The following is a 24,041-nucleotide window of genomic DNA, read 5'->3' on the forward strand; positions in this document are numbered from 1 at the left end:
TTTTGTCTGTAAGATGGCTCTGTGGGCGCCGGTGTGGCGCTGGTTGTTGGCGTGAAGGTGGTTGTGATGGTTGAGAATCGTGAGGCGGCTGAGGCTGTGCCTGCGGAGGCGACTGTAGCTGAGGCTGTTGAGGGTACTGAGCAGGGTACTGCCCGTTTTGAGGTGGGTGTGGGCCCGTGGGAGGGCCCGTGGCCTGAGGGTGACCATTGGGATGAGGAGCTGCTGCGTGAGGGTGACCGCCGTAACGTGGTGGATAAGTACCGTTACTGGTCGATGGACGCGATTATTGCTGACCTGGATACGCGCCGCCATGATTTTCATGTGGCGATTGAGAATTGGCAGCATGATTTGAATATTGGCACGGTGGTGCGTACTGCGAATGCGATGTTGGCGAAGGAGGTCCATATTATTGGGCGTCGCCGCTGGAATCGTCGTGGTGCGATGGTGACGGATCGTTATCAGCATGTGCGTCATCATCCGACGATTGAGGATTTTGTGGCGTGGGCGCAGGCTGAGGGTCTGGAGATTATTGGTATTGATATTTTTCCGGATTCGGTGCCCCTGGAGACGTATGATCTGCCGAAGAAGTGTGTGCTGGTTTTTGGTCAGGAGGGCCCGGGCTTGTCGGAGGAGTTGCATGCGGCGGCTAGGGATACTCTGTCGATTGAGCAGTTTGGGTCGACGCGTTCGATGAATGCGGCGACGGCTGCGGGTATTGCGATGCATGCGTGGGTTCGCCGCCATGTGTTTGGCCAGATTCCGTCGTAGTTTGGTGGCTGTTTATGAGGTGTTTAAAGGTTCCGATGCGTTGTGTGCGCGTCGGAACCTTTTTTGTTGGGGGTTGGGGTGGCTTAAACCACGCATGGAATTACCTAGGCGTGTTAGTGTTAACGCAAATCACAGGAGATGTGAGAACCGCACTCTCAATTTCAGTTTGGGACATGCGATGGATTTCCTGACTTCGGCTCGCCAATGGTTGCGGGTTGTGCATATGAATGACCGCGGCGTCATTCCCCTGAAAGGAGTCGGTAACAATGAAGAAATCTGCTGCTCTGTTCGCCTGCTTTGCTTTAACTTTAAGTTCCTGCGCCGCTGCGCCTAAAGATACTAGCTTCAAAGCCCAGCTGGATTTTGAAAATAACTATATTACTCTTCCGCTCGACGAATACGATAGGAGTGACCAGGCCGAAGATATAACGGTTAGGGCGTCATTGTTGATTCTTAAAGAGTGCTATGCGAAAAAAGGCTACGATTTTGAAATTCTAGAAAACGGCTGGGTTTCTGGCGACGCCTCCCAGTACGGCTCCTGGAATGTGAAGCATGCGGCGAATCATTTTACGTCCAGCAAAGTCAGAGAAGAGCAGTCTAGGATTTATGACAGCATCCCTGAAGACGTCAAGGCCAGCTGCCGCGAAGAGCATCGGGAAGAACTGAATGCGCTCAAGTTTGATGAGGAAAAGTACCGCCCCGTCGGTCGTATCAGTGGCGAAGCGTACCAACGCGCGCAGGGTGACCCTGAATGGAAGAAAGCCCGCTCAGATTGGTGGGACTGCCAGCGTGAGAAAGGGTTGACTCCTCGCACCGGGGACGGTGAATGGACGAGCAAAGAAACGGCCAATCTGAATGCTGATGATCCCAAAGTGTTGGAGGAGGTTATCCGCCTGGCAACCATTGAAGCTCAATGTAGCGAGAAGGTGAGGCTGGCTCAGCGTTTGGGTGATGTTGAGGCGTCCTATCAGGGGCCTTTGATTGAGAAGAATCAGGCGCTGCTGAATGAATTGAAGGCCGATCGTGATGCGAAGATAGCGAAGGCGCGTGAAATTATCGCCACCCACCAGTAGATATCAGCGACAAGCAGATAGCAGGCCTTGGGATAATTGGGGTAACTCCGTTTGAACGTTACAACGAGGTATGGAGGAGGAAAAGCCTATGCGTAAGGCTCTCTCTGCGGTAGCAGTATTCTGCCTGCTGGGGGCGTGCGTGTCCTGCTCCAGCAGTGCCGAGCGGGACACCTCACGAAAAGCTGTTCTCGATTATTCAAAGAACTACGTACACCTTCCACTGGATGAGTACGCCTTCGACGAACTCACACTCCGTACGGTGAGCACGGCGTGGCACACGCTCATGTCCGAATGCTACGCGCACCACGGTCAGTCCTACGCCGTGCCCTCAGTAGACACCCCTCAACCGGGAGGCCTATACGGTAGCTGGAACGTTGAGTACGCCAAAAAGTACGGGTACTCCCAGAAGGAATCCCGAGGCCCAGAAGATTCAGCATCAGACGACATCAACACCCGGTGCCAAGAAGAGGTGAAAGCCGCATTCTCTGACGTCGAACTGGACGAAAAAGAATACCGGTTTGTAGGAGAGCTCAACTCACAGGCATACACCTACGCCTCCCAAACCGATGAGTGGAAAAATATTCGCTCAGAATGGTGGACCTGCCTGCGTGAACGCGGACTAACCCCCAGGGAAGGAGAGAGCGACTGGATGTCCGAAGAAAGCGCACATCTCATGACCTCCTCCCAAGGCAACGAAGAAGCTAAGCCGGAGGAAATCCGCCTCGCAACCATCGAAGCGGAATGTAACCAGAAGGTGGGTATGGCCCAGCGTCTGGGTGATATTGAGGCGTCCTACCAGGGGCCTCTCATCGAAAAGAACCAGGCGAAGCTTAACCAGTTGAAAGAAGAGAAAGAAAAGCATGTGGCGAAGGCGCGCGAAATTATCGCCACCCACCAGTAGCCACACCCGCTGAAGGGCAGAACGGGTGAACCGCCCGCGGGCTGCCCACATGAAATCTGCGCACAAGAGAATCTGCCCACACGAAAATTTCACAAGAAGGGCCGGGGAGTGTCACCACTCCCCGGCCCTCACTTTATTCACTCTCAACCTCGCAGCCCATGCCAGCGCACCTACAGGCTCGCCAGCTCAAGGCCACTCAGCGTCAGGCTGCTTAGCCCTTTAGCCCACCGGAACGTTAACGTTCACCAGCGAGTACAGATCCTTCGGATCATCCGGGCTAGCAACCAGGTCAATGAACTGCTGCAGGTCGGTGTCCTGCGTAGCCGCACGGGCATAGCGCAGACCCGAGAAGTCAGCAATCGCGAAGCCCACCGAATCAAACAGGGTAATCTGCTCATCCGACACGCGGCCCGGCTCCTCACCGGTCAGAACCTTCCAGAACTCCACCACCGGGAAGTCCGGGTCCTTCTGCTGAATCTCGCCCTCAATGCGGGTCTGCGGCGGGAACTCAACAAACACGGTGGAGCGGTCCAGAATTTCGCTTTCCAGCTCAGTCTTGCCGGGGCAGTCGCCACCAATAGCGTTCAGGTGCACGCCGGGCTTCACCTGGCGGTCCAGCAGAACCTTCGCCTGCTGCTTATCGGCGGTGCAGGTGGTGATAATGTCGGCACCCTCAACAGCCTCGTCCACGTCCTTAGCCAGGTGGATGCGGAAGCCCAGCGGCTCCAGGTTGCGGCGGAACTTCTCCATCGCGTGCGGATCAATGTCGTAGACGGACAGGTCCTCAATGCCGAGCACAGCGCGCATACCCAGCGCCTGGAACTCAGACTGCGAGCCGGTACCAATCATCGCCATCTTCTTCGAGTCCTTGCGTGCCAGGTGCTTAGCAACCATGGCGGACACGCCGGCGGTACGCAGCGCGGTCAGCAGGGTCATTTCAGCCAGGAACACGGGGTAGCCGTTGTCAACGTCAGCGAGCAGACCGAACGCGGTCACAGTCTGGAAGCCGCGTGCCGGGTTCGACGGGTGGCCGTTCACGTACTTGAAGGAGTAGGTGATGTTGTCGGAGGTGGGCATCAGCTCAATCACACCGAAGGGGGTGTGGGAGGCGACGCGCGGGATCTTGTCGAAGCTCTGCCACTTCTTGAAGTCTTCTTCGAGGAAGTCGACCATGCCGGCAATGATGTTGCCTACGCCGTCCTTCTGAATCCACTTCGCCATCGAGGCGACGTCAACAAATTCTACCGCGTGTGCGCTAGGACGTTCAGTCATGATTTTCTCCTTTGAATATCTGCACAAAACTTCTTTGTGCATCTGGTGGTCACTGCGGATATCTATTATCTCAAAATATATTGCAGGACACACCGTATTAGAAATGCTGTAAATATGTACTTTGCTTGATGTATTACACGAATGTAATACGGAAGCGAACACGGAAAGACGGGCAGGGAGGGGGTTCCAGACTCTATTGGCTAGGGTCTATTGGCTAGGGTCTAGCGGCTGGGGTCTAGAACCCCCTCATTCGCCTTCGCCGGGATATTACCGGGATTACAGGCAACCGGTCGGGTTAGCTACCCTTCGGGTTGTCCTCGTCCTCAAGGTCACCCAGGTCAATGTGGGTACGAGGCTCCGAAACGAGCTTCTTCACCACGGGGCGGGCAGCAATCACAGGCACGGAACCGGTGTAGCCTTCACGGACGCGAGCAATCTCGTTGACGCGGTCACGAACCGTGTACCAGCCGATAATCAGCAACGGGATAACCAGAAGCAGCGATGCCAGGGTGTAGGTGCCGACCGGGTAATCCAGAGCCATCAGCACCAGCACAACAGCCAGGAAGACCATCACAGCCCAGTCGCTGAAACGACCGCCGGGTGCACGGTAGTTGGGGCGCTTGTACTTGCCCTCGCCGACCAGCTTCAGGTACTTCTGGTGCGACATAGCGATAGCCGCCCAGCTAGCCATGGTGCCCACGGATGCGATGTTCAGCACGACCTCGAACGCCTGCTCGGGAACGAAGAAGTTCAGCACAACACCGAAGAGGCCAATCACACCGGTGAGCAGAATACCTGCCACGGGAACGCCGGAGCGGGACACCTTGGTGGTGAACTTCGGTGCCGAACCGGCAACACCCATCGAGTGGAGGATACGGCCGGTGGAGTACAGGCCAGCGTTCAGCGAGGAAGCAGCCGCGGTAATAACGACCAGCTGCATAATCGGTGCGGTACCGTCAATGCCGATAGCGTCGAAGAAGGTCACGAACGGCGACTCTGCGTCCTTGTATGCGGTGTAGGGCATGAGCAGGCAGAGCAGAACCACGGAACCAACGTAGAAGATCGCAATACGCCAGATCACGGTGTTGATAGCGCGGGGGATAACCTTCTCAACGTTCTTGGTTTCACCACTGGTGGTGCCGACCAGCTCAATACCGGCGTAGGCGAACACAACGCCCTGAACCACAATCAGAGCGGGAAGAATGCCGTTGGGGAAGAAGCCGTCATGGGCAGCGATGAGTTCAAGGCCGGGGCGGACGCCGTTGATGGGCTCACCGAAGACCAGGTACCAGATACCAACTGCCATAAAGGACAGCAGAGCAAGAATCTTAATGAGTGCGAACCAGAATTCCAGCTCACCGAAGAGCTTCACGGAGATGAGGTTCAGAGCCACGGTGACGATAACGACGATGAATGCGCTAAGCCACTGGGGAATATCTGCGAAGAACTGGTTGTATCGACCGAACCAGCTGATGTAGATAGCGATAGCGGTGGCGTCAGCAACGGCGGTCATTGCCCAGTTCAGCCAGTACAGCCATCCGGATACGAATGCGGCCTTTTCGCCGTAGAATTCGCGGGTGTAGGAGACGAAGGAGCCCGAGGAGGGGCGGTGAAGGATCAGCTCGCCGAGGGCTCGAAGAATCAGGTAGCCGAAGAAGCCGATGACGGCGTAGATGACGGCGAGCATGGGGCCCGCGTCCTGCAGGCGGCTACCGGTGCCCAGGAACAAGCCGGTACCGATAGCGGAACCGATGGCAATCATCTGGAGCTGACGTGCGCCAAGCCCCTTGTGGAAGCCTTCCTGTTCGTGTGCGAACGGGTCGTCTGTGGGGGGCTTGGTGTACTGATCCGCTGCAGAAGTCTGCGGGTTCTTGTTCGGTGAGGTGCTCATGCTATACCTCCTTGGATAGTTACGTCTGAAGCACGTGTTACATGAAATGTGGTTGGGAACACGTCTGTGGGTTATAACGACTATAGCACGGCAATTTAGCTATATATAACCCACATCACGTAATAATTTATATACATACAATGCATATCTTATAAATATATTTGGTTCATGTTGTATTGTGTGGTTTTAATTGTTTTGTGAAATAGATTATTTGAACCTTGAGTCCAAAAAATCAATTCCCCCACCACCGCACAGCACAAGAGCACCCACAACGGGGTGCTCCAGCAACATATTCAAAACGGAGGCTTAGCCCTCCATCAGGCGATCAATCTTCGCCCGCAACGCACGCTCACGACGATTCAACCACCACCAGCTCGGCCAACGCATCAACGACTTACGCCCCACCTGCACGACCGAGGGGAGCTTCGCCTCCGCAAGCGCCACATCAATCTCGTGGTCACTCGCGCCCTCATCACGCATTTTCTCCATCAACTCAAGGGATTTCGCCATATCGCCATGCCCCAAAACATGACGACTCTTACGCTCCAGAACCTCATCCAACTGGGCGCGCACCGGGGCAATAGCCGCCGCATTCGGATGCTCACGCTCAGCACGACGCTGCGCCTGGCGGGCACGCTTCTCACGCTTCGCATCGAGCTGTTTCGGATTATTTTTAGCGCTCGCCTTGCTCATGGGAGGATCCTTTCGCCGCATTCAGGGTGACGTGTACGCTGACCTGCACGCACAGAAGACATTTAGTCATTAACACCTCTACTTTACCGCGGTATTTGGCAGAACTTTTATTGCAGTAAACCCAAAAAAACCCACAAAAAATTAACGATAAATAAGTCGTATCTTGGTAAAATAGTGCGAGTAGGAGGCGTCTCGCGCGCCAACAAAATATGGTGAACCGGCCCTGCCTCGGTAACCGGTCGCATCTATCCAAGGAGTCAGCATATGGCTATTGCAACCCCCGAAGTTTACGCAGAAATGCTGCAGACCGCGAAGGAAAAGGGCTTCGCGTACCCCGCAGTGAACGTGACCTCCTCCCAGACCCTGAACGCTGCAATCCGCGGCTTCGCAGAGGCTGGCTCGGACGGCATCATCCAGGCATCCACCGGCGGTGCAGCATACTGGTCTGGCGCTTCCAAGAAGGACATGGTCGTTGGCTCCCTCGCCTTCGCAGCATACGCACGCGAAGTTGCTAAGCAGTACGACGTGAACATTGCACTGCACACCGACCACTGCCCCAAGGACAAGCTGGAAGGCTTCGTCCTGCCCCTGCTGGCAGAGTCCGAGAAGGCTGTTGCTCGCGGTGAAGACCCCATCTTCAACTCCCACATGTGGGACGGCTCCGCAATCGACCTGGACGAGAACCTGAAGATTGCTGCTGAGCTGATCGAGCGTACCTCCAAGGCAAAGCTCGTTCTCGAGGTTGAGATTGGTGCCGTTGGTGGCGAGGAAGACGGCGTTGAAGGAGCTATCGACGACTCCCTGTACACCACCGTTGCAGACGCAATCAAGACCGTTGAGGCAATCGGCCTGGGCGAGAAGGGCACCTACATGGCTGCTCTGACCTTCGGTAACGTTCACGGCGTGTACAAGCCCGGTAACGTTCACCTGCGCCCCGAGCTGCTCAAGGAAATCCAGACCGAGGTCGGCGCTAAGTACGGCAAGGGTGACAAGCCCTTCTACCTGGTCTTCCACGGTGGCTCCGGCTCCACCGAGCAGGAGATTGCAGACGCAGTGTCCTACGGCGTTATCAAGATGAACATCGACACCGACACCCAGTACGCATTCACCCGCCCCGTTGCTGGCCACATGTTCAGCAACTACGACGGTGTGCTGAAGGTTGACGGCGAGGTCGGCAACAAGAAGACCTACGACCCCCGCGTTTGGGGTGCAGCTGCAGAGGCAGGCATGGCCGCACGCGTGGTCGAGGCTTGCCAGCAGCTCGGTTCCGTCGGTACCTCCATCAAGTAAGGTGCTGTTCGCCCGCCGCGGCTCCTGTAGCCGCTGCCGGGTGTGAACCTAAGCTTCGTTAAGCGAAAGCGGTGCCCGCCTCCTCATGACGAGGAGGCGGGCACCGCTCTTTTATGTATCTAGAACCGGGCAAACCTAGCGTTTGCAGCGGATCTTAGCGGGGGATGGGCTGGTTTACTTGCCGCCGCAGCCGCAACCACCGCATCCGCAGCCGCCGGACTTCACAGCCACCGAACCGGAGGTGGGAATACCGTCGCCGGTGTCGCCACCCATGAGGTTCACACGGTTGCCGATCTCGGGGCCGCCAACCGGCTGGGGCGCCTTACCCGCCAAGGTCGCCGCGAAACCGGCGGGCTCCGCCAGGGGGCTCAGGTTCGGCACCATAGACGCCGCCGGGGAGCCGGAGGGTCCGCACGCCGCCGCTGCCGCGTTAGCCTTCGGCTGGGCGACCAGGTGGGCGCGGGAGAAGCGCTTAATCTGCTCGGCGGTCGGGTACGCGAAGGACACCTTCACCTCACCGTTGACGAGCATGAGCGGCAGAACCTCGCGGCCGTTCATCTCAATCTGCTCGGCAACCGGTGCGCACTCTTCAAATGCGGAAGGGTAGGAGTCGGTGGAGTACACCTCAATGTCCACGCCCGAATCCAGTGCCTCCTGCGCGGCACCCAGGAAGATGGAACGCTCCATATCCTGCGGATCCTCCGGGTTCTCGCCGGGGCCCGGAATAAATACTTCAAGAACGGTCTCAGCCGCTTCAGTCATCAGTTCAGCCTTTTCTCTTATCGGCACCGGCTCGGGGGAGGGGTGCCACTCCTTCACTAAGTGTACTCGCGACCTCAAGAGTGCAGAAGTGTGAGTTGAAGTTCCAGATTTGCGGAATATTTGCAGAATTCGAGTCGAATGACTCTCAGCACATGAGCTGAGGGGTCAGGTGTTGTATTCTGAGTGCATATGCACCGGAGTGTGCGAACCCTGCAATTCAGGCAGGCGCCGCCCCGGTGTGAAACCAAGAAGGCAACGACGCCCGCATCCGACGCGGACGCATCAGCGCTACAAATACACGCTATTCATAGCGCCACACGACCAGAAGGAGCATATATGTTCGGTTTCGGCAAGAAGAAGAAGGAAGCTGCCGCACAGGAGGCATCGTCCGCAGACGTTTACGTCGCACCTGTTACCGGCGAGTACCTGCCGCTGAGCGAAGTCTCCGACCCCGTTTTCTCTCAGGGCGTTATGGGCGACGGCTATGCAGTGAACCCCACCGCAGGCACCATCGTCGCACCCGTTGCAGGCACCATCGCACTGATTCAGGACACCCTGCACGCATTCATGCTCCGCACCGAAAACGGCGGCGAGGTGCTGGTTCACATCGGTATCGACACCGTTGAGCTCGGTGGCGACGGCTTCACCAAGATCGCTAACGTAGGCGACAAGGTTGAGGCAGGCGCCCCCATCATCGAGGTCGACTGGGCAGCTATCGAGGGTCGCATCCCCTCCAAGGAAACCATGGTGATGATCACCAACACCGCAAAGTTCAACATTTCCAAGGACTCTGAGTCCCGCCGTCCCGTCGCAGCCGGTGACCGCGTCGCTCAGGCAACCAAGAAGTAAGCTGAACCAGCGAAAATAGCTCAGCTTCAACCGCGGTGAAAACCCGCGAAAACACTTAACGCAAAAGGTCGCGTTCTGCAGGCTCAATCGGTCCACAGGCGCGGCCTTTTTCGTTACACGAGAAATTTTTAACGCCGCATGAAATGCCGCTATTAAAAGCGGCGGAAAAGGAGGAACACATTCACCCGCATAACACAGCGGGCAAGAATGAGGCGCACATAATACCCTATTTGCCTATGAACGTAGTGAATTACCGATAAAAAATCGTTATGCTACTTAGAGTTGTAGTTTGAGTTGGGAGAATCCGGACCCTCAGCTATAAACCAAAACTTCAATGACCAGCCACACACATTACGCTCAACTCATAAACGAAAAAAGGACCACTACGGTGACTGCATTCCCGAAGACCTCTAAGAACCTGAGCCGCCGCGGCTTCATCGGTGCCTCCGCACTGGCACCCGCCGCCCTCATGCTCCAGGCAGGCGAAGCCCACGCCGCAGCCAACACCCGCGCACAGCTCGCGGCAGTACACAGCGGCTCCCCCGCACATCAGCTGCTCTACAAGACCGATGAATTCTTCATCGCCCACCGCGGCGCCGGCAACATCAGCCCCGAGCACACCGCCTACGCCTACGCAGAATCTGTACGCCGAGGCGCCCTCGCCGTCGAAATTTCCGTACGCACCACCAGCGACGGCCAGTTCGTCTGCATGCACGATACCAACATCAAGCGCACCACCGGTGCGTCCTTGGACGTGCGCGGCCACACCCTCGCCGAACTGCGCCAGTACAAGGTCAACATGCGTAAGAACCTGGGTGAGAAGACCGACCTCTATGACATCCCCACCCTCGAAGAGGCCATCGCCGCAATTGACGCCGTACCCGCAGGTGGCGAATACGCCTCCGTCGGCGGCAAGAAGGTCGTGCTGTTCCTCGAAGCGAAGGACGGCCCCGCACAGGCAGGCCTCGTCAAGTTCATCACCGAACGCGGCCTGCAGCGCCGCACTGTCATCAAGATGTACCGCGACGGCAGTGGTGGCTTCAAGCCCACCTCCAAGTACCTCAAGCTTGCCAACTCCGCAGGCTGCGCCACCTGGTGCTACTTCGACGGCGGCGACCCCATCGACAAGATCTCCGCAATGGCACGCCACGAAAATGTGGACGCCATCGGCGTACCCTACTACGAGAAGCCGACCGGCGCATCCCACGGCTCCATGAGCGAAGAGAACGTACGCACCCTCACCGGCCTCGGCAAGGCAGTCATCGTCTGGGAAATCCACCGCCGCTCCGCCTACGAAAAGTACAAGGCACTGGGCGTGAAGGGCTTCATGTGCCCCGACCCCTACTGGGTAATCGGTGACCCCTTCGACGCCAGCGTCAAGATCAAGACCGGCAAGCGCCCCCACGGCATGCTGCCCGCCGACCCCTCCGTCGCAGCGGATATGCCCGACCTGACCGGCGCAGCCATCGTGCACAACCAGCGCTACGACGAATCCGTACTGCTCGGCCCGCTGGCGAACTACACGACCCGCGACAAGTACACCCTCGACTTCTCCATGAAGTGGACCGGTGCACTGCCGAAGCAGGACGGTCACTACGGCTACATTGCGTTCGGTCGCGAACACGACGGTGCCTTCGGCATCGGCAAGAAGTTCTCCGCAAACCAGGAAGACGGCACCTACGTGCTCGCCATCCGCCCCAACTACAACGGCGGCTCCGTAGCGCAGATTCTCTGCTTCGAACCCAAGCAGACCAGCCCGCGCGTACTGCACACCATGAAGCTGCGCCAGAAGGTCACCACCGGCCAGGCACTGAACTGCAAGATCGTGGTGAACAAGAACAGCTTCTACTACACGGTCAACGGCCAGTACTCCAGCCCCATCAACCACAGCGCCTACCGCGGCCCGTACGTACACTTCGGCCGCTTCCACGGCACCAACGATGGCGGTCCTCTGGAGCTGACTCGAATCGAGGCACGTCAGTCCTGGATTTGAGAGAACCGGTGGGCATAGTCCACCTAGGTGCCCGCCTCACCGCCCGCTAAGCGGTGAAGGCGCGGGTACCGGGCAGAGCGGATGCAACACCGAGCATCCCTTCCGGGCAACGCTTTCCATAATTCTCAGCCCCATGGTTATTCGCTAGGCGCTCGCGCGCCGAGCGAGAATCCACCCGAGGAATCTACCCGAGGAATCTACCCGAAGGGGGTCGTATCCAACGCGGATGCGGCCCCCTTCGGCGTGCCCGGGAATGAGAACCAACTCGGGACTAGAATTAAAAGCGTCAGAGTCGACCGCACCGGCCGCCCCAACCCGAAAGGCACGCCATGACCACCTCACCCGAAAGCTCCACCGAGAAGCCCGCTGCGAATCCCGCAGCAAAGCCCGCTGCGAAGTCCGCCCAGCTGCGAGGCCGCACCGAACCGCACATGCACAGCTTCAACATGCCGCAGCTCGAACCCATCGACCCCTACGAGCGGCCCTCCTACCCCTTCTTCTACGTACCCACCGACCTGCTCCTCGGCGGCAGCTGGGTCACCGGCGACAACGGCTCCTTCCCCGTGCACAACCCCTCCTGCGGCCAAATCCTCGCGCACGTCGCCGACGCCAGCGTCGAACAGGGCATCGAAGCACTCGACGCCGCCTGCGACGCCCGCACCTCCTGGGCGGCAACCAGCGTCCGCGAACGCGCCGACATCCTCAACCGCGCCTACACGCTCATGACGCAGCGCACCGAAGTCATCGCCCGGCTTATGACCCTCGAAATGGGCAAGCCCCTCGACCAGTCCCGCGGCGAGGTCGCCTACGCCGCGAACTACCTGCGCTGGTACGCCGAAGAAGCCGCCCGCAACTTCGGCCGCACCGCCACCGCCCCCGAATCCGGGCTACAAATCACCACCGTACGCCGCCCCGTCGGCCCCTGCCTGCTCATCACCCCCTGGAACTTCCCGCTCGCCATGGCGGCGCGCAAGGTCGCCCCGGCGCTCGCGGCGGGCTGCACCGCGGTACTCAAGCCCGCCTCCCTGACCCCGCTCAGCTCCCTGTACTTCGCCTCCCTGATGCGTGAGGCGGGCCTGCCGGACGGCGTGCTGAACGTGGTGACCACCTCCCGCACCGGCGAGGTTGTCTCCGCCCTGATGGCTGATGAGCGCCTGCGGAAGGTCTCGTTCACCGGCTCTACTGCCGTGGGCCGCACCCTGCTCGCGCAGGCCTCGCAGAACGTTCTGCGCACCTCCATGGAGCTGGGCGGCAACGCACCGTTCATCGTCTTTGAGGACGCGGACATCCCCGCCGCCGTGGAGGGCGCCTACGCCGCGAAGATGAGGAACATGGGCGAGGCGTGCACCGCCGCTAACCGAATCATCGTGCACGAGGATATTGCCGAAGAATTCACCCGCGCCTTCGTTGAGCGTATGGAGGCGACCGTCGTGGGTGACGGAGTCATCGATGGAACCGAATGTGGACCGCTAATTCAACCTTCAGCGGTTGAATCCATGCTTTTTATGGTGGAAGACGCCCTGGGTAAGGGCGCGCTCCTCGCCTGCGGCGGTTACATTCCCGAGCTGGACTCGAAGGTTTACGGCAACACCGGCGGCATGCCCAGGAACCTCAACAAGGGCAACTTCATTCGCCCCACCGTGCTGACCGGCGTGACCGATTCGATGCGCGTGTGGCGTGAAGAAATCTTCGGCCCCGTCGCCCCGATTGCCACGTTCAGCGGCTACGGCGAGGAAGGTGAACGTGCCGCCCTGAAGCTCGCCAACGACACCGAGTACGGCCTGGCGGCGTACGTGTACACGAGCAACCACCCGCGCTTTACGCGCATGGCGGCTGGCCTGGAGTTCGGCCTGATCGGTTACAACTCGGGTGTTATCTCGAACGCCGCAGCCCCCTTCGGCGGCGTGAAGCAGTCCGGCATGGGCCGCGAGGGCGGCCCCGAGGGCCTGGAAGAGTACACCGAGCTGCAGTACATCGGCGCGCCGAACCCGTTCGCCGGATAAGTCTGAGGTCCCGGCTACGCCGAACTCTGGATACGGCGAATTTTGGATGCTGTGAACCCTGGATACAGCGAAGCCCCGACGGGTACCCGAGAAGGTGCCCACCGGGGCTTCGTGCTGTCTAGATTATGCGCGGGTGCTAGAACTGACGCAGTGGTTAGAGCTGACGCTACCTAGAGTTGGTGCAGAGATTAGAGCTGATGCAGTGCCAGCAGCTCGCGACTGAAAGCATCTGCGGGACCCTTGCCGCAGGAGTTGGGGCGCGGCTCCAGGGTGACCCGCTCGAAGAAGGTGACCCAGGTGCGTCCGTCAGTGTGGGAGGTGAGTGCCGCCTCCAGATCGGGGTGTTCGGCGGTATCTGCCGGGGGCTCAATGCCCGCCTCGCGGAGTGCGCTCAGCGCCTCCGCTGCCGATGTTTCACGTGAAACCAAACCTCCAGAGGTTACTTCTTCACCCTTTTTCTCCAGTTCGAGGCGCACGGCAACCTCCGCCGCCTGCTCCACCGGGGTATCCGTGCTGCGGCCTCGCAGACCGTGCAGCGACGGAATATCGCGGCCCGCCAGCGACAGGTACGCCGCCAGCGCCGAAGGCTCCGAGAGGCGACCGTAGGTGTAGCCGGTGGGCAGCATAATGCCGACCGGGGCAAAGCGGTGACCACCCGTATGCGAGCACTCCCAGACCGCATTACCCGGCAGGATATCCGCCAGGTGCGCCGCAATGGGTCGGCCGCGCAGTGCGCAGCAACGGTCACGCTTAGAGTGGGTGCACACGAGAATGGCGGGGGAGTCCATGAGCTCCGCTCCGGTCGCCTGAATCAACTCCTGCGGGTTGTCCAGCGGCAGGTCGAGCAGCTGCTCGGGGGTACTCACGCTGAACGAGTAGAGCTTCTCCTCACCGGGGGTGCAGGGCGCGTAGAGTACCCGGTGGGTCGGGTTGCCGGATGCATCCGGCGCGCCGTGCAGTACGCGCCCCTCCCTGCCCGCCTGGCGGATGAGCAGGAACTTTAACCCCGCCTGCGAGACTGCCTCGCCCAGTGCGGCAGAGAGTTCCTCGCCCAGGGCGGAGCCGTCCAGCACGTCGCGGCCCCACTGGCCCACGTGTTCGAGCGCCAGCCAGGCGGTGGCGCGTCCGGCAGTGCCGCCGAGTGCCTCGTCGTCATAGAGGGAGCAGGAGTCCGCCGGAATGCTCGTGGCGCGGGTACGGGAGGAGAGTTCGTCTGCGTGTGCGGCGCGCAGATTCTTCAGCTCTGCGGGGTTGTCGGCGCGCGGCTCAGGGGTTGCGGGGGTGCAGGATTCAGTCATAGTTCCTCGATTCTACGCCTGCAGGATGTGAATGACTTATGTTGCCCCTGCGCGGTCTAAATTCTGAAAAACAACCGTATCAGGGTGATTTTAGGGACTATTGGGCGGTCAACTACTCAGGAAGAAGTGCCAAAGCGATGCGGTAGAGGCGGTCCTTTTCCTTGGTGTTACCGATGAAGGAGCGGAGCATGTACCCCTGGAAGACCATCATGAAGGCATCCGCGGTGTCGCGGGCGTAGTCGGTGATGAGTGCCTCCTGTTCGGGGGTGCGCTGCGCCGAGTCGGGGTTGATCTCGTGCAGAACGCTCAGCTGTTCAGCTGCCCAGGGGGTGAGGGTCTTGACGATGATGCCCTGCAATAGGGGCATGATGTCCGCGGTTGCCCTGGCGATTTCGGGTGCGTGGAGCGACTCAAGGCGGATGCGCAGCATGGCAGAGAAATTGTCGTTTACCAGCTGGTTCGTGTGGATGGTTTCGAGAATATCCTGGGGGCCTGCGCCTTCGGGGAGTGTTTCGTAGAGCTCCTTGACGTTGTTGAGGCGCTCGTTGATGGCGGTGATGAGGATGTCTTCTTTGCCGGAGAAGTGCGAGTAGATGGATCCGGAGGACAGCCCGGAGGCTTTGATGATGTCGCTCATGGAGGTGTTGGTGTAGCCCTTTTCGAGGAAGCAGCTAACGGCGGCTTCGATGATTTGGGCTCGGCGTGCGGCTTTGGTGGCGTCTGTTAGTCGGGGCATGGTTCCAGTTTAGGGAGTGGGCACAAAACTTACAAACACAATGGAAGTTCTTTTTGTGACTTTATAAACAAGGAGCGCCGCCCCGCAACGGTGGAGGCATAAGCGCCGCGGGCTAGGCTGCCGGTGCAATGTAAGAAGGGTGTGTGCCGTGTTCACTGAACACGGCACACACCCTTTCGGCATACCGACTATTACCGGCTGTTATGCGCTGTTACTGGTTGTCGAGGACGTACTGCTTGAACTGCTCGTCCCGGCGCTTGAATTCTTTAAGCTCATTCTCCAGGGCTGCCTGGTTCTTGGCGACGAGCGGCTTCTGGTACTGCGCCTCCAGGTCGTAGAGCTTCTGCGAGCGGCCTACATCCTGATTGCACTGTGCCTGGATGGTGGCGATTCGAATTTCTTCTTCGGAGGCGACGGTGCTCTGACGAATATTCTTTTCTTCCTTAACGGTCACCTCACTATCGGGGGTGAGGCCCTTATCCTTGACGCATCGCTTCCACTCGTCGTCGAGAGATTTTTTGAGTTGCCTATCGCCTGCGGCATTTCGGGCGTCGGTCTCCAAACGCGTAAACGTGCTGCTTCCGAAGGGTATCTCTCCAATTTGCTTCATCTCATCGCTGGCGCGCTGATAGCATTCGGTGCTGACATCCTTCCCAGGGTCGGATGAGGGCGCAGGGGAGGACAGATCCAGCGTATTCGAGTCTTCGCTCTTGTGGAGGCCGTACTTTTGGGCGTACTCAACGTTCCAGATTCCGTAGGTCCTGCCGAGGTTCCTGCCGGATCCCTCGGTGCGGACAAACATCTTGTAGTGCTGCCCGTGTTCGGCAAAGCACTTTTTACGGGCGAGCTCAAGGGCCTTGGTAAAGTATTCGTCCTTGCCGGTGGTGTCGTATGCGTCCAGGGGTAGGATCACCCGGTCATTTTCTACGTCGAAAATAGCGCGGGCGCTTTCATCCTTCTCCAACGTAGGACCGAAAGAGCACGAGGAGAGCGTGAGGCCCAGCAGGATTGCGGCGGCAGCTCGCGCAAAGTTACGCCTTGCGCCGGTAGACGCTGTGCGACCGGTAGGTGCTGTATGGCGGGTAGGCGCTGCACTGCCGATAGAGCTTAGGCGGTGGTTAGACATGGTGTGTCTCCAATCTGTTGCGGGGAGCCCGTGGCGTCGCGGCCACAACCCCCCCCGTAGGCCACGCGAACTAGGTGGCCTTGAGAACACTTCTTGAGAAGGTGACTTAACAATACCCCTAGTGGAGGCTAGTTGGCGCTCAATAGGCTGGTGCGTGCGCTAGAAAATTTTCTGCCGCATGGTGGGTTTGCGCGGGTCACGGTTCAGCCCCGGCAAAAATACGGCGGAATTACTGCAGAATCACCGCGAAAACAGCGCAAGCGCAGGACGGGTAGGCGGGCGCACCTGATTTGGTGCCCCGCCCTCCTCGCGCCACAATGAACACATGACCGCAGAAGACACCACCACCCTGACCAGCGCCAGGCTCGACCTCTGGCTCTGGTCGGTGCGCATCTTTAAGACCCGCTCCCTCGCCGCCGACGAATGCAAAGGCGGCCACGTGCGCGTCAACGACGCACCCGCCAAGCCCTCCCAAAAACTCAAAAAAGGCGACATCGTCAAGGTCCGCTACCCCGGCTGGGAACGCGTCTTCAAAGTTGAAAAGCTCCTCGTCAAACGCGTAGGTGCACCCATCGCCGTCACCTGCTACGAAGACCTCTCCGGCCCGCGCCCCGCCTACCTCTCCATGCCGCCGGTCGCCAAACGCGAACGAGGTAGCGGCCGCCCCACCAAGAAGGAACGCCGAGCCCTTGACGAACTCCGCGGCCGAGGCGCCTAAAGCGCATCTCACGGAGTGCAACCCACCCCGCGCGCAGGCACCCGCGGCGGCGGCGGGGAGTAGCCTAGAGGGATGAGCACACAGAAGCACCAGAATACTGAACCCGGTAGCACCGAACCCGGCGCGCCCGGTCAGAACGCAGTGAACGCCACCGCGAACACTGCCGAACCTTCGCTGAACCGGCGCATCCTTGCGCTCGCCGTACCCGCTTTCGGCGCGCTCATCGCCGAACCCATCTTCGTGCTCACCGACTCCGCCCTCATCGGCCAACTCGGCAAGGCAGAACTTGCCGGTATGAGCATCGCCGCCACGCTCGTCACCACGGTCGTGGGCCTCATGAACTTCCTCGCATACTCCGTCACGCCCGCCGTGGCGCGCGCCTTCGGTGAGAAGAACCTGCGCCGCGCCTGGCAGATCGGCGTGGACGGCGTGTGGGTCGCATTCGGCCTCGGCATGCTCCTCATGATCGCCGGATACGCCTTTGCAGACCCGCTGCTGCGCGGCCTCGGCGCAACCGACGAAACCATCAGCTACGCCCTCGACTACCTGCATCACTCGCTCTGGGGCATCCCGCCGATGATGATCATCCTCGCGCAGGTCGGCACGCTCCGCGGGCTGCAAGACACCGTTACCCCGCTCAAAGTCGCCACAGTCGGCACGCTCGTCAACATTGCGCTGAACTGGCTACTCATCTACCCGGTCGGCTGGGGTGTCGCCGGTTCGGCGACCGGCACCTCCCTCACCCAGTGGGGCATGGCTGCCGCACTCGGTACGGTCATGATGCGCGGCACCCGCGAGCACGCCGTCCGCTGGGCACCCGATACTGCCGGCATGCGTTCGGTGCTCTCGCTCGGCTCCTGGCTCATGCTGCGCACCCTGTCCATGCGCATCGCCTCCCTGCTGACCGTGTTCGTCGTGGCGCGATTCGGTACCGAACACACCGCCGCCTACCAGCTCGGCATGGGCGTCTTTAACCTCTTCCTCTACGCCCTGGACTCCCTCGCCATCGCCGCGCAGGCGCTACTCGGCAAGGAACTTGGCGAACGCGACCTGGCTGTGGAATCCGAGCGCGTGAAGGTGCGCCAGCTGAAAAACCGGCTGCTGCGCATGAGCCTCATCTACGGTGTCATCACCGGTCTAATCTGCCCGCTCATCGGCTTCTTCGGCTCCTGGATTTTCACCCAGGACGCGCAGGTGGCGTTCCTCTTCACCATCGCCACCGTCATCATTGCGCTCGGCCAGCCCATCGCCGCCTACGTGTTCACCCTGGACGGCATCCTCATGGGCGCGCAGGACGTGAAATACCTGGCAATCGGCTGCTTCATCATGCTCGTCATGTACGTGCCCGTCATGCTCGGACTGCACTGGGCGGTCGGTGCCGGTGCCATGGATGCGCTCGCCGGGTATTGCGGCTTGTGGGCGGCGTATATTCTGTACTTCCAGGGAATCCGCGCGGTCATTTTCGGTCGCCGCGCCTCCTCGGATGTGTGGATGAAAGCAGGCGCCTAAACCCTTCGAGCCTGACTGCTTCGCGCATACGTGCTCTGGGCGTAATGGCTCACATTTAGGCCGCCCACACCCGCCGTGGGTGTAGCATGACGGGGTATTGAAACCCTCATACAAAGGATGAAACCGTGACCGTAACCCGCGAAGAAGCCCTCGAAATTTTCGCCCGCCGCCGCGCAACCCGCGCCTACGATCCCGACCGCCGCATCAGTGACGAAGACTTCGCCGCAATCCTCGAATTTGCGCGCCTGTCGCCCAGCTCCGTCGGCACCGAACCGTGGAAGTTCCTGGTCATCCAGGACCCCGAACTGCGCGAAAAGCTCAAGCCGATCGCCTGGGGCATGGTCGGTCAGCTTGATGCCGCAAGCCACCTGGTCGTGTTGCTCGCGAAGAAGGGCCTGCGCTACGACACCCCGTGGATGCGTCGCACCCTCGAAGGCCGCAACCTCACCGAGGAGCAGATGGAGGCCGCACTCGAACGCTACAGCGACTTCCAGAAGAACTGCATTAAGGTTCTGGAAAGCGACCGCGCGCTCTTCGACTGGGCATCCAAGCAGACCTACATCGCCCTGGGTAACATGATGACCGGCGCCGCAATGCTCGGCATCGACTCCTGCCCCATTGAGGGTATGAACTACGAAGCAGTGAACGAGCTGCTCGCTTCTGCCGGTCTGTTCGACCCGGAAGAGTACGGCGTGTCCGTGGCTGTGACCTTCGGTTACCGTGCCCGCGAAATCACGCCGAAGAGCCGCCGCTCCATCGAGGACCTGGTGACCTGGGCGTAAGGTTCTGCCCGGTTTTTAGGCGCGGGGTGTTGAGCTCGGGCTTTCGGGCGGGGCGTTTGAGCTAGACGTTCAAGCTGCCGCCCGTGAAAACTGAATATAAAAAAATACACCGCCTTTACACGGGCGGTGCATTTCTTTATATCTTTTACCGCGCGAAAAGCACGGTGAGATATACTTTTGAATTTTTCGTTTTAAATCGCACAGGGTAATTCATTCTGGCAATTTATTCTGTATAACGGCAGGGCGTTACTTCCTAAACGCCGTCAGACGCATAGAATTCAGCACCACGAATACCGAACTAAACGCCATTGCCGCAGCCGCAATCATCGGGTTCAGCAGGCCCGCCACGGCAACCGGAATAGCCGCCGAATTGTAGGCGAACGCCCAGAACAGGTTCGACTTAATGGTGCGCAGCGTAGCGCGGGAGAGACGCAGCGCCGTCACCACTGAAACAACATCCGAACGGGTCAGCACAATATCGGCTGCCTCTGCGGCAACGTCCGTGCCCGAACCCATCGCAATGCCCAGCTCAGCAAGAGCCAGCGCCGGGGCGTCATTCACGCCGTCGCCGACCATTGCCACGCGGTGACCGGCAGCCTGCAACTTCTCAATCACCTGCGACTTACCCTCCGGGGTCACGCCGGCGTACACGTTCTCAGCCGAAATACCGACCTGCGAGGCGATTGCCTGCGCAACCTGCGGGGCGTCACCGGTGAGCAGAATCGGCTCCATGCCGAGCTCACGCAGCTGCGCCATGGTCTCTGCCGCCTCCGGCTTGGGGGTGTCGGCAACCGAAATCATGCCGACCGGCTGCAGAGCGGAGGTGCTGTTCGGGGCCTCGTCGTGCAGCACGTCGTCATTCGGGGCCTCGCCGCGGGCGACAACCACCGTCGTTAGACCCGCCCGGCGAGCCTGATCCAGCAGAGCCAACTGAGCCTCGCTCAGCTGCGCACCCGCCGCCTGCAGGTACTCGGGAGTACCCACAACAACCAGCTGGGAGGTGCCATACTCGGCGCCTTCACCCGCGCCACTCAGCACACCGCGCACGCCTCCGGGAACACCCTCAAAGCCGCTCACGCTCGGTGCCGAAGCACCCTCAGCCAGCAGGCCCTGCTCACGGGCAAAACCGGCAATCGCGCGGGCAATCGGGTGCTCGCTCAGCGCCTCCACGGCGGCGGCATCACGCAGAACAGACAGGGAACGCTCATTCTTGGAACCGACAGATTCCGGCGAAATACCGGCAAAATTACCCGCCGACTCATAGTCACCAAACGTGCCGTAGAACGCCACAGACATCTCACCAGTCGTCACCGTACCGGTCTTATCCAGCACCACGCGATCAACCGTGCTCGTCGCCTCCAACACCTGCGCATTACGAATCAAAATGCCCAACTGCCAGCCGCGACCCGTACCCGCCAACAGAGCCGTCGGAGTCGCCAAACCCAGCGCGCACGGGCACGCCACCACCAGTACCGTCACCGCCGCATTAAACGCCGCCGCACCGTCACCAGAAACCAGCCACCAACCGACCAGGGTCAGCGCCGAAATCACCAAAACCACCGGCACAAACACCGCAGAAACACGATCCGCCAAGCGAGCAATCGGAGCCTTCGTCTCCTGCGCGCTCGCCACCAGCTCACCCATCTTCGCCAGAGTCGTCTCAGCGCCCACACGGGTCGCACGCACCGTCAACGAACCAGACGTATTCACCGTCGCACCCGTGACCGTATCGCCCGGACGCACCTCCACCGGCACAGACTCGCCGGTCAGCAGGGACGCATCCACCGCGGAGGTACCCTCAACCACCACACCATCCGTGGCAATCTTCTCACCCGGGCGCACCAAGAACAGGTCATCCGGCATGAGGTCCTCCACCGGAACCTGCACCTGCTTCGTTACGCCCTGCTTATCGGTGCGCAGCAGAGTCGCCTCCTTCGCGCCCATGCTCAGCAGGGTGCGCAGCGCCTCCGAAGAACGATCGCGAGTACGGTGCTCAATCGCGCGGCCAATCAGCAAGAACAGCGTCACCATGGACGCTGAATCAAAATACAGCGGCGCATGGTTGCCGGTAAACATCGACCAGAAACTACCGCCCGCATGATGCGCATGCGCCGTCAACGCCGGGTTCATGAGCAGCTGCGCCAGCGAATAGAAATACGCCAACACCACGCCGAGAGACACCAGCGTATCCATCGTGGACGAGCCATGACGCGCATTAATAAGCGCCGCCCGGTGGAACGGCGCAGCACACCAAAACGCAACCGGCGCCGTCAGAACCGCCACAACCCAACCCCAATTCGGGAACTGGAACGACGGGAACATCGAAATCAAGAAAATCGGCACACCCAAAATCGCCGCATAAATAATGCGGTCAGTGAAGCCGCCATTCATGCTCGGAGTGCTGTGATGGTTGCCGCCGCCGGATGCGCTCGCGTTTGTTCCAGCGCCCGCGCGCGGCCCGTTCTTGAGGCGCGCCGTGTAGCCGGCGTTGTTGATGGTCTCAACGATCTGCTCGTCGCTCACAGCCTCGGGCACGATGACGCGCGCCGACTCCAGCGGCAGGTTCACCGCCGGGTCAACACCGGGGATTTTACGGAGCTTACGCTCCACGCGACCCACACAGGATGCACAGGTCATACCCTGAATATCCACGTGGATGATTCGGGTTGACTCCGTTGATTTTACGGTTGTTCCGGCGGAATTAAAAAGAGAGCGCTCACTCTGTGATGAGGGCTCACGGGTGGTTAGTGAAGGCTGTGTAGAAGACACAATACTTCCTCAAAACTCAAAAACGGGAGGGTAGAAAAAAGGTACACCAAGCCGGGGGAGGGGTCCCGAAGGACCCCGCCCCGGACGGTGTATGGTGCAGTATCAGGATGCGGCGTCGAGCGCGCGAGGGCGAAAGCCGCGGGTAAAACCGCGAGGCTGTGAAAGCGGCGGCGCGAGTAATGCTGCGGCGGCTTAGTGGTCGCCGGGCAGCCCATCCGGCCTGCTCGTGTGCGGGCGAATACCGGTCACCTTCGCGCCACGATCAGACACACCGTACGCACGCTTCACGGTAGCCCGCGGGAACGGCGAAGCGTTCGCCTTCTCGCGCGCCTTCACGCCCTGCTCGTGCTCGGCGGAACGCTTATTCGCGCTCGTGCCGCTGCGTCGCGCGGCACCGGTCGCGTCTTCACGCGCCGTATATTCGGGGCTCTGCTTCACCCACGAATCGACCAGCGCCGCATCCAGATTCATCTGCCTGGCAACGCGGGCAATCGCGTCGCGCAGGTGCATATTTTCGGTGCCGACAAGGGTGCGGACCGCGCCAACAATCATCGCAATGTACTGCGGAGGATAAGCCATGATGACTCCTAATCGAGCCGGCTGCCGCGCTAGACAGCGGGGGTGAAGCCAGCCTCCACGATAGCGTCTGCGACGGCCTGGGTGTTGAGGGTGCCCTCGTGCTCAATGGTTACGGTGGAGACGCCGTCCTTGACGACGTCCACGGTTACGCCGGTCACGCCGGGAACTTCGCTGACCTCTTCGCTGACGCTCATAGCGCAGTGGTTGCAGGTCAGGCCGGTTGCCTTAACGGTGGTGGTGCTCATGATGATTTCCTTTCGGTAATAGGTTGAAAACTTGGGTCCGCCCGGTGTTTAGGTGCGGGGCGTTTAGCTGCGCATGAGGCGGGAGATCGCGGCGGTTGCCTCTTTGACCTTGGCTTCTGCGATGGTCGGGTCGCCGGTGCGTTCGGATTCGACGGCGGCGCCGGTCACGCAGTGGCCGATGTGCTCTTCAAGCAGGTTCAGGGAGACGGCGTGGAGCGCCTTGGAGACTGCGGCAACCTGGGTGAGGATGTCGATGCAGTACTTGTCTTCGTCGACCATGCGGGCAATACCGCGGACCTGCCCCTCGATGCGGCGCAGTCGCTTGAGGTGCGCCTCTTTATTGGAGGCGTAACCGTACTGGGTTTCGGGTGCCTCGCCGCCGCAGCATGCGCCGGTGTGCGCCTCTGCGGGTTTTTCAGCGGGGTTCTCGGCGGGCATGCCGGATGCGGTGCTGACCTGGGCGGATGTGCTGTGGCAGCACTGGTTGCTGGTGGTTTTCATGACTCCAGTATATACCCTAGGGGGGTATACCGCAAGGGGGTGTTACGAGTTATTACGCGGTGTGGGTTTTCATGCCGAGGCTTTTTACGCCGAGAAGCCACATGTCTTTCGAAAAGCCACCATTATTGTGGCTTCTCGAAACACATGTGGCTTTTCGATATGAAGGAGCTGTACCTCCCCGCAGAAATTGGACCATAGGTTAGTGTCTTCTGCCATGGTTTTTAACTACGACCAAAGACGCTAACCTATGGCACAAATCCGTATCCCATTACCGAATTTCTGT

General features: G+C 59.9%; 21 protein-coding genes. 10 read left to right on the forward strand and 11 right to left on the reverse strand.

Annotation, left to right across the window (positions count from 1 at the left end):
- Positions 1-21: 21 nt before the first annotated feature.
- The 3 genes from ACP3RB_RS08460 to ACP3RB_RS08470 all read left to right on the forward strand — a co-directional run bounded on the left by ACP3RB_RS08460 (position 22) and on the right by ACP3RB_RS08470 (position 2,742).
- Complete coding sequence (locus tag ACP3RB_RS08460; protein ID WP_246827934.1) at positions 22-768, forward strand: TrmH family RNA methyltransferase; 747 nt, start codon at positions 22-24, stop codon at positions 766-768.
- Positions 769-1,034: 266 nt separating this feature from the next.
- Positions 1,035-1,841, forward strand: coding sequence for a hypothetical protein (locus tag ACP3RB_RS08465; protein ID WP_314362094.1), 807 nt, complete (start codon positions 1,035-1,037; stop codon positions 1,839-1,841).
- Positions 1,842-1,929: 88 nt separating this feature from the next.
- Positions 1,930-2,742, forward strand: coding sequence for a hypothetical protein (locus ACP3RB_RS08470; RefSeq protein WP_314362095.1), 813 nt, complete (start codon positions 1,930-1,932; stop codon positions 2,740-2,742).
- 219 nt (positions 2,743-2,961) lie between these two features.
- On the opposite strand, the gene ACP3RB_RS08475 is transcribed toward ACP3RB_RS08470, so the two are convergent.
- The 3 genes from ACP3RB_RS08475 to ACP3RB_RS08485 all read right to left on the reverse strand — a co-directional run bounded on the left by ACP3RB_RS08475 (position 2,962) and on the right by ACP3RB_RS08485 (position 6,598).
- Complete coding sequence (locus tag ACP3RB_RS08475; RefSeq protein ID WP_049326800.1) at positions 2,962-4,014, reverse strand: ornithine cyclodeaminase; 1,053 nt, start codon at positions 4,012-4,014, stop codon at positions 2,962-2,964.
- A gap of 295 nt (positions 4,015-4,309) precedes the next feature.
- Positions 4,310-5,905, reverse strand: a complete 1,596-nt coding sequence (locus ACP3RB_RS08480) for an amino acid permease (RefSeq protein ID WP_426699035.1) — start codon at positions 5,903-5,905, stop codon at positions 4,310-4,312.
- Between the two features lie 306 nt (positions 5,906-6,211).
- Positions 6,212-6,598 (reverse strand): hypothetical protein, encoded by a 387-nt coding sequence (locus tag ACP3RB_RS08485; RefSeq protein ID WP_049342000.1) that lies wholly within the window; start codon positions 6,596-6,598, stop codon positions 6,212-6,214.
- Between the two features lie 264 nt (positions 6,599-6,862).
- On the opposite strand from ACP3RB_RS08485, the gene fbaA reads away from it, so the two are divergent.
- Positions 6,863-7,888: a class II fructose-bisphosphate aldolase gene (gene fbaA / locus ACP3RB_RS08490; RefSeq protein ID WP_012902702.1), complete on the forward strand. Its 1,026-nt coding sequence runs from the start codon at positions 6,863-6,865 to the stop codon at positions 7,886-7,888.
- A gap of 174 nt (positions 7,889-8,062) precedes the next feature.
- Here fbaA and ACP3RB_RS08495 read toward each other — a convergent pair whose 3' ends face one another.
- The gene (locus ACP3RB_RS08495) at positions 8,063-8,650 is read right to left on the reverse strand and encodes an arsenic metallochaperone ArsD family protein (protein ID WP_294629870.1); all 588 of its coding nucleotides are present in this window, start codon (positions 8,648-8,650) and stop codon (positions 8,063-8,065) included.
- A gap of 336 nt (positions 8,651-8,986) precedes the next feature.
- On the opposite strand from ACP3RB_RS08495, the gene ACP3RB_RS08500 reads away from it, so the two are divergent.
- The 3 genes from ACP3RB_RS08500 to ACP3RB_RS08510 all read left to right on the forward strand — a co-directional run bounded on the left by ACP3RB_RS08500 (position 8,987) and on the right by ACP3RB_RS08510 (position 13,495).
- The gene (locus ACP3RB_RS08500) at positions 8,987-9,499 is read left to right on the forward strand and encodes a PTS sugar transporter subunit IIA (RefSeq protein WP_060824171.1); all 513 of its coding nucleotides are present in this window, start codon (positions 8,987-8,989) and stop codon (positions 9,497-9,499) included.
- 388 nt (positions 9,500-9,887) lie between these two features.
- Positions 9,888-11,492: a glycerophosphodiester phosphodiesterase gene (locus ACP3RB_RS08505; RefSeq protein WP_426699036.1), complete on the forward strand. Its 1,605-nt coding sequence runs from the start codon at positions 9,888-9,890 to the stop codon at positions 11,490-11,492.
- Positions 11,493-11,821: 329 nt separating this feature from the next.
- Positions 11,822-13,495, forward strand: coding sequence for an NAD-dependent succinate-semialdehyde dehydrogenase (locus ACP3RB_RS08510; protein ID WP_426699037.1), 1,674 nt, complete (start codon positions 11,822-11,824; stop codon positions 13,493-13,495).
- Between the two features lie 188 nt (positions 13,496-13,683).
- Here the strand turns inward: ACP3RB_RS08510 and ACP3RB_RS08515 are convergent, their stop codons facing one another.
- From ACP3RB_RS08515 to ACP3RB_RS08525, 3 genes are all read right to left on the reverse strand, one after another.
- Positions 13,684-14,793 (reverse strand): sucrase ferredoxin, encoded by a 1,110-nt coding sequence (locus tag ACP3RB_RS08515; RefSeq protein WP_426699038.1) that lies wholly within the window; start codon positions 14,791-14,793, stop codon positions 13,684-13,686.
- Positions 14,794-14,905: 112 nt separating this feature from the next.
- Positions 14,906-15,529 (reverse strand): TetR/AcrR family transcriptional regulator, encoded by a 624-nt coding sequence (locus ACP3RB_RS08520; protein ID WP_426699039.1) that lies wholly within the window; start codon positions 15,527-15,529, stop codon positions 14,906-14,908.
- Between the two features lie 211 nt (positions 15,530-15,740).
- Positions 15,741-16,655, reverse strand: a complete 915-nt coding sequence (locus ACP3RB_RS08525; protein ID WP_311452000.1) for a UDP pyrophosphate synthase — start codon at positions 16,653-16,655, stop codon at positions 15,741-15,743.
- A 325-nt stretch (positions 16,656-16,980) separates the two neighbouring features.
- Between ACP3RB_RS08525 and ACP3RB_RS08530 the strand changes: the two genes are divergently transcribed.
- The 3 genes from ACP3RB_RS08530 (at position 16,981) to ACP3RB_RS08540 (ending at position 19,664) form a co-directional block, all read left to right on the forward strand.
- Positions 16,981-17,373, forward strand: coding sequence for an RNA-binding S4 domain-containing protein (locus ACP3RB_RS08530; RefSeq protein ID WP_060824177.1), 393 nt, complete (start codon positions 16,981-16,983; stop codon positions 17,371-17,373).
- Between the two features lie 72 nt (positions 17,374-17,445).
- A complete protein-coding gene (locus ACP3RB_RS08535) occupies positions 17,446-18,882 on the forward strand; it encodes an MATE family efflux transporter (RefSeq protein ID WP_426699040.1) in 1,437 nt (478 codons plus the stop codon).
- A gap of 125 nt (positions 18,883-19,007) precedes the next feature.
- Positions 19,008-19,664: an NAD(P)H-dependent oxidoreductase gene (locus ACP3RB_RS08540; protein ID WP_426699041.1), complete on the forward strand. Its 657-nt coding sequence runs from the start codon at positions 19,008-19,010 to the stop codon at positions 19,662-19,664.
- Between the two features lie 246 nt (positions 19,665-19,910).
- Here ACP3RB_RS08540 and ACP3RB_RS08545 read toward each other — a convergent pair whose 3' ends face one another.
- The 4 genes from ACP3RB_RS08545 to ACP3RB_RS08560 form a co-directional block, all read right to left on the reverse strand.
- Positions 19,911-22,301, reverse strand: a complete 2,391-nt coding sequence (locus ACP3RB_RS08545; RefSeq protein WP_426699042.1) for a heavy metal translocating P-type ATPase — start codon at positions 22,299-22,301, stop codon at positions 19,911-19,913.
- Between the two features lie 324 nt (positions 22,302-22,625).
- A complete protein-coding gene (locus tag ACP3RB_RS08550) occupies positions 22,626-23,012 on the reverse strand; it encodes a chorismate mutase (RefSeq protein ID WP_314608681.1) in 387 nt (128 codons plus the stop codon).
- A gap of 29 nt (positions 23,013-23,041) precedes the next feature.
- Positions 23,042-23,257, reverse strand: coding sequence for a heavy-metal-associated domain-containing protein (locus ACP3RB_RS08555; RefSeq protein WP_044150011.1), 216 nt, complete (start codon positions 23,255-23,257; stop codon positions 23,042-23,044).
- Between the two features lie 63 nt (positions 23,258-23,320).
- Positions 23,321-23,758, reverse strand: coding sequence for a metal-sensitive transcriptional regulator (locus ACP3RB_RS08560; protein WP_426699043.1), 438 nt, complete (start codon positions 23,756-23,758; stop codon positions 23,321-23,323).
- Between the last annotated feature and the right edge of the window lie 283 nt (positions 23,759-24,041).

It is taken from the genome of Rothia mucilaginosa (assembly GCF_049990865.1).
GTDB lineage: Bacteria > Actinomycetota > Actinomycetes > Actinomycetales > Micrococcaceae > Rothia > Rothia mucilaginosa_I.

Excerpts from the sequence above, each read along its gene's own strand:
- ACP3RB_RS08480 (WP_426699035.1), bottom strand. The coding sequence starts at position 5,905 with ATGAGCACCTCACCGAACAAGAACCCGCAGACTTCTGCAGCGGATCAG.
- fbaA (WP_012902702.1), top strand. The coding sequence starts at position 6,863 with ATGGCTATTGCAACCCCCGAAGTTTACGCAGAAATGCTGCAGACCGCG.
- ACP3RB_RS08465 (WP_314362094.1), top strand. The coding sequence starts at position 1,035 with ATGAAGAAATCTGCTGCTCTGTTCGCCTGCTTTGCTTTAACTTTAAGT.
- ACP3RB_RS08535 (WP_426699040.1), top strand. The coding sequence starts at position 17,446 with ATGAGCACACAGAAGCACCAGAATACTGAACCCGGTAGCACCGAACCC.
- ACP3RB_RS08520 (WP_426699039.1), bottom strand. The coding sequence starts at position 15,529 with ATGCCCCGACTAACAGACGCCACCAAAGCCGCACGCCGAGCCCAAATC.
- ACP3RB_RS08545 (WP_426699042.1), bottom strand. The coding sequence starts at position 22,301 with ATGACCTGTGCATCCTGTGTGGGTCGCGTGGAGCGTAAGCTCCGTAAA.
- ACP3RB_RS08530 (WP_060824177.1), top strand. The coding sequence starts at position 16,981 with ATGACCGCAGAAGACACCACCACCCTGACCAGCGCCAGGCTCGACCTC.
- ACP3RB_RS08495 (WP_294629870.1), bottom strand. The coding sequence starts at position 8,650 with ATGACTGAAGCGGCTGAGACCGTTCTTGAAGTATTTATTCCGGGCCCC.
- ACP3RB_RS08485 (WP_049342000.1), bottom strand. The coding sequence starts at position 6,598 with ATGAGCAAGGCGAGCGCTAAAAATAATCCGAAACAGCTCGATGCGAAG.
- ACP3RB_RS08550 (WP_314608681.1), bottom strand. The coding sequence starts at position 23,012 with ATGGCTTATCCTCCGCAGTACATTGCGATGATTGTTGGCGCGGTCCGC.
- ACP3RB_RS08515 (WP_426699038.1), bottom strand. The coding sequence starts at position 14,793 with ATGACTGAATCCTGCACCCCCGCAACCCCTGAGCCGCGCGCCGACAAC.
- ACP3RB_RS08510 (WP_426699037.1), top strand. The coding sequence starts at position 11,822 with ATGACCACCTCACCCGAAAGCTCCACCGAGAAGCCCGCTGCGAATCCC.
- ACP3RB_RS08470 (WP_314362095.1), top strand. The coding sequence starts at position 1,930 with ATGCGTAAGGCTCTCTCTGCGGTAGCAGTATTCTGCCTGCTGGGGGCG.
- ACP3RB_RS08560 (WP_426699043.1), bottom strand. The coding sequence starts at position 23,758 with ATGAAAACCACCAGCAACCAGTGCTGCCACAGCACATCCGCCCAGGTC.
- ACP3RB_RS08525 (WP_311452000.1), bottom strand. The coding sequence starts at position 16,655 with ATGTCTAACCACCGCCTAAGCTCTATCGGCAGTGCAGCGCCTACCCGC.
- ACP3RB_RS08475 (WP_049326800.1), bottom strand. The coding sequence starts at position 4,014 with ATGACTGAACGTCCTAGCGCACACGCGGTAGAATTTGTTGACGTCGCC.
- ACP3RB_RS08500 (WP_060824171.1), top strand. The coding sequence starts at position 8,987 with ATGTTCGGTTTCGGCAAGAAGAAGAAGGAAGCTGCCGCACAGGAGGCA.
- ACP3RB_RS08555 (WP_044150011.1), bottom strand. The coding sequence starts at position 23,257 with ATGAGCACCACCACCGTTAAGGCAACCGGCCTGACCTGCAACCACTGC.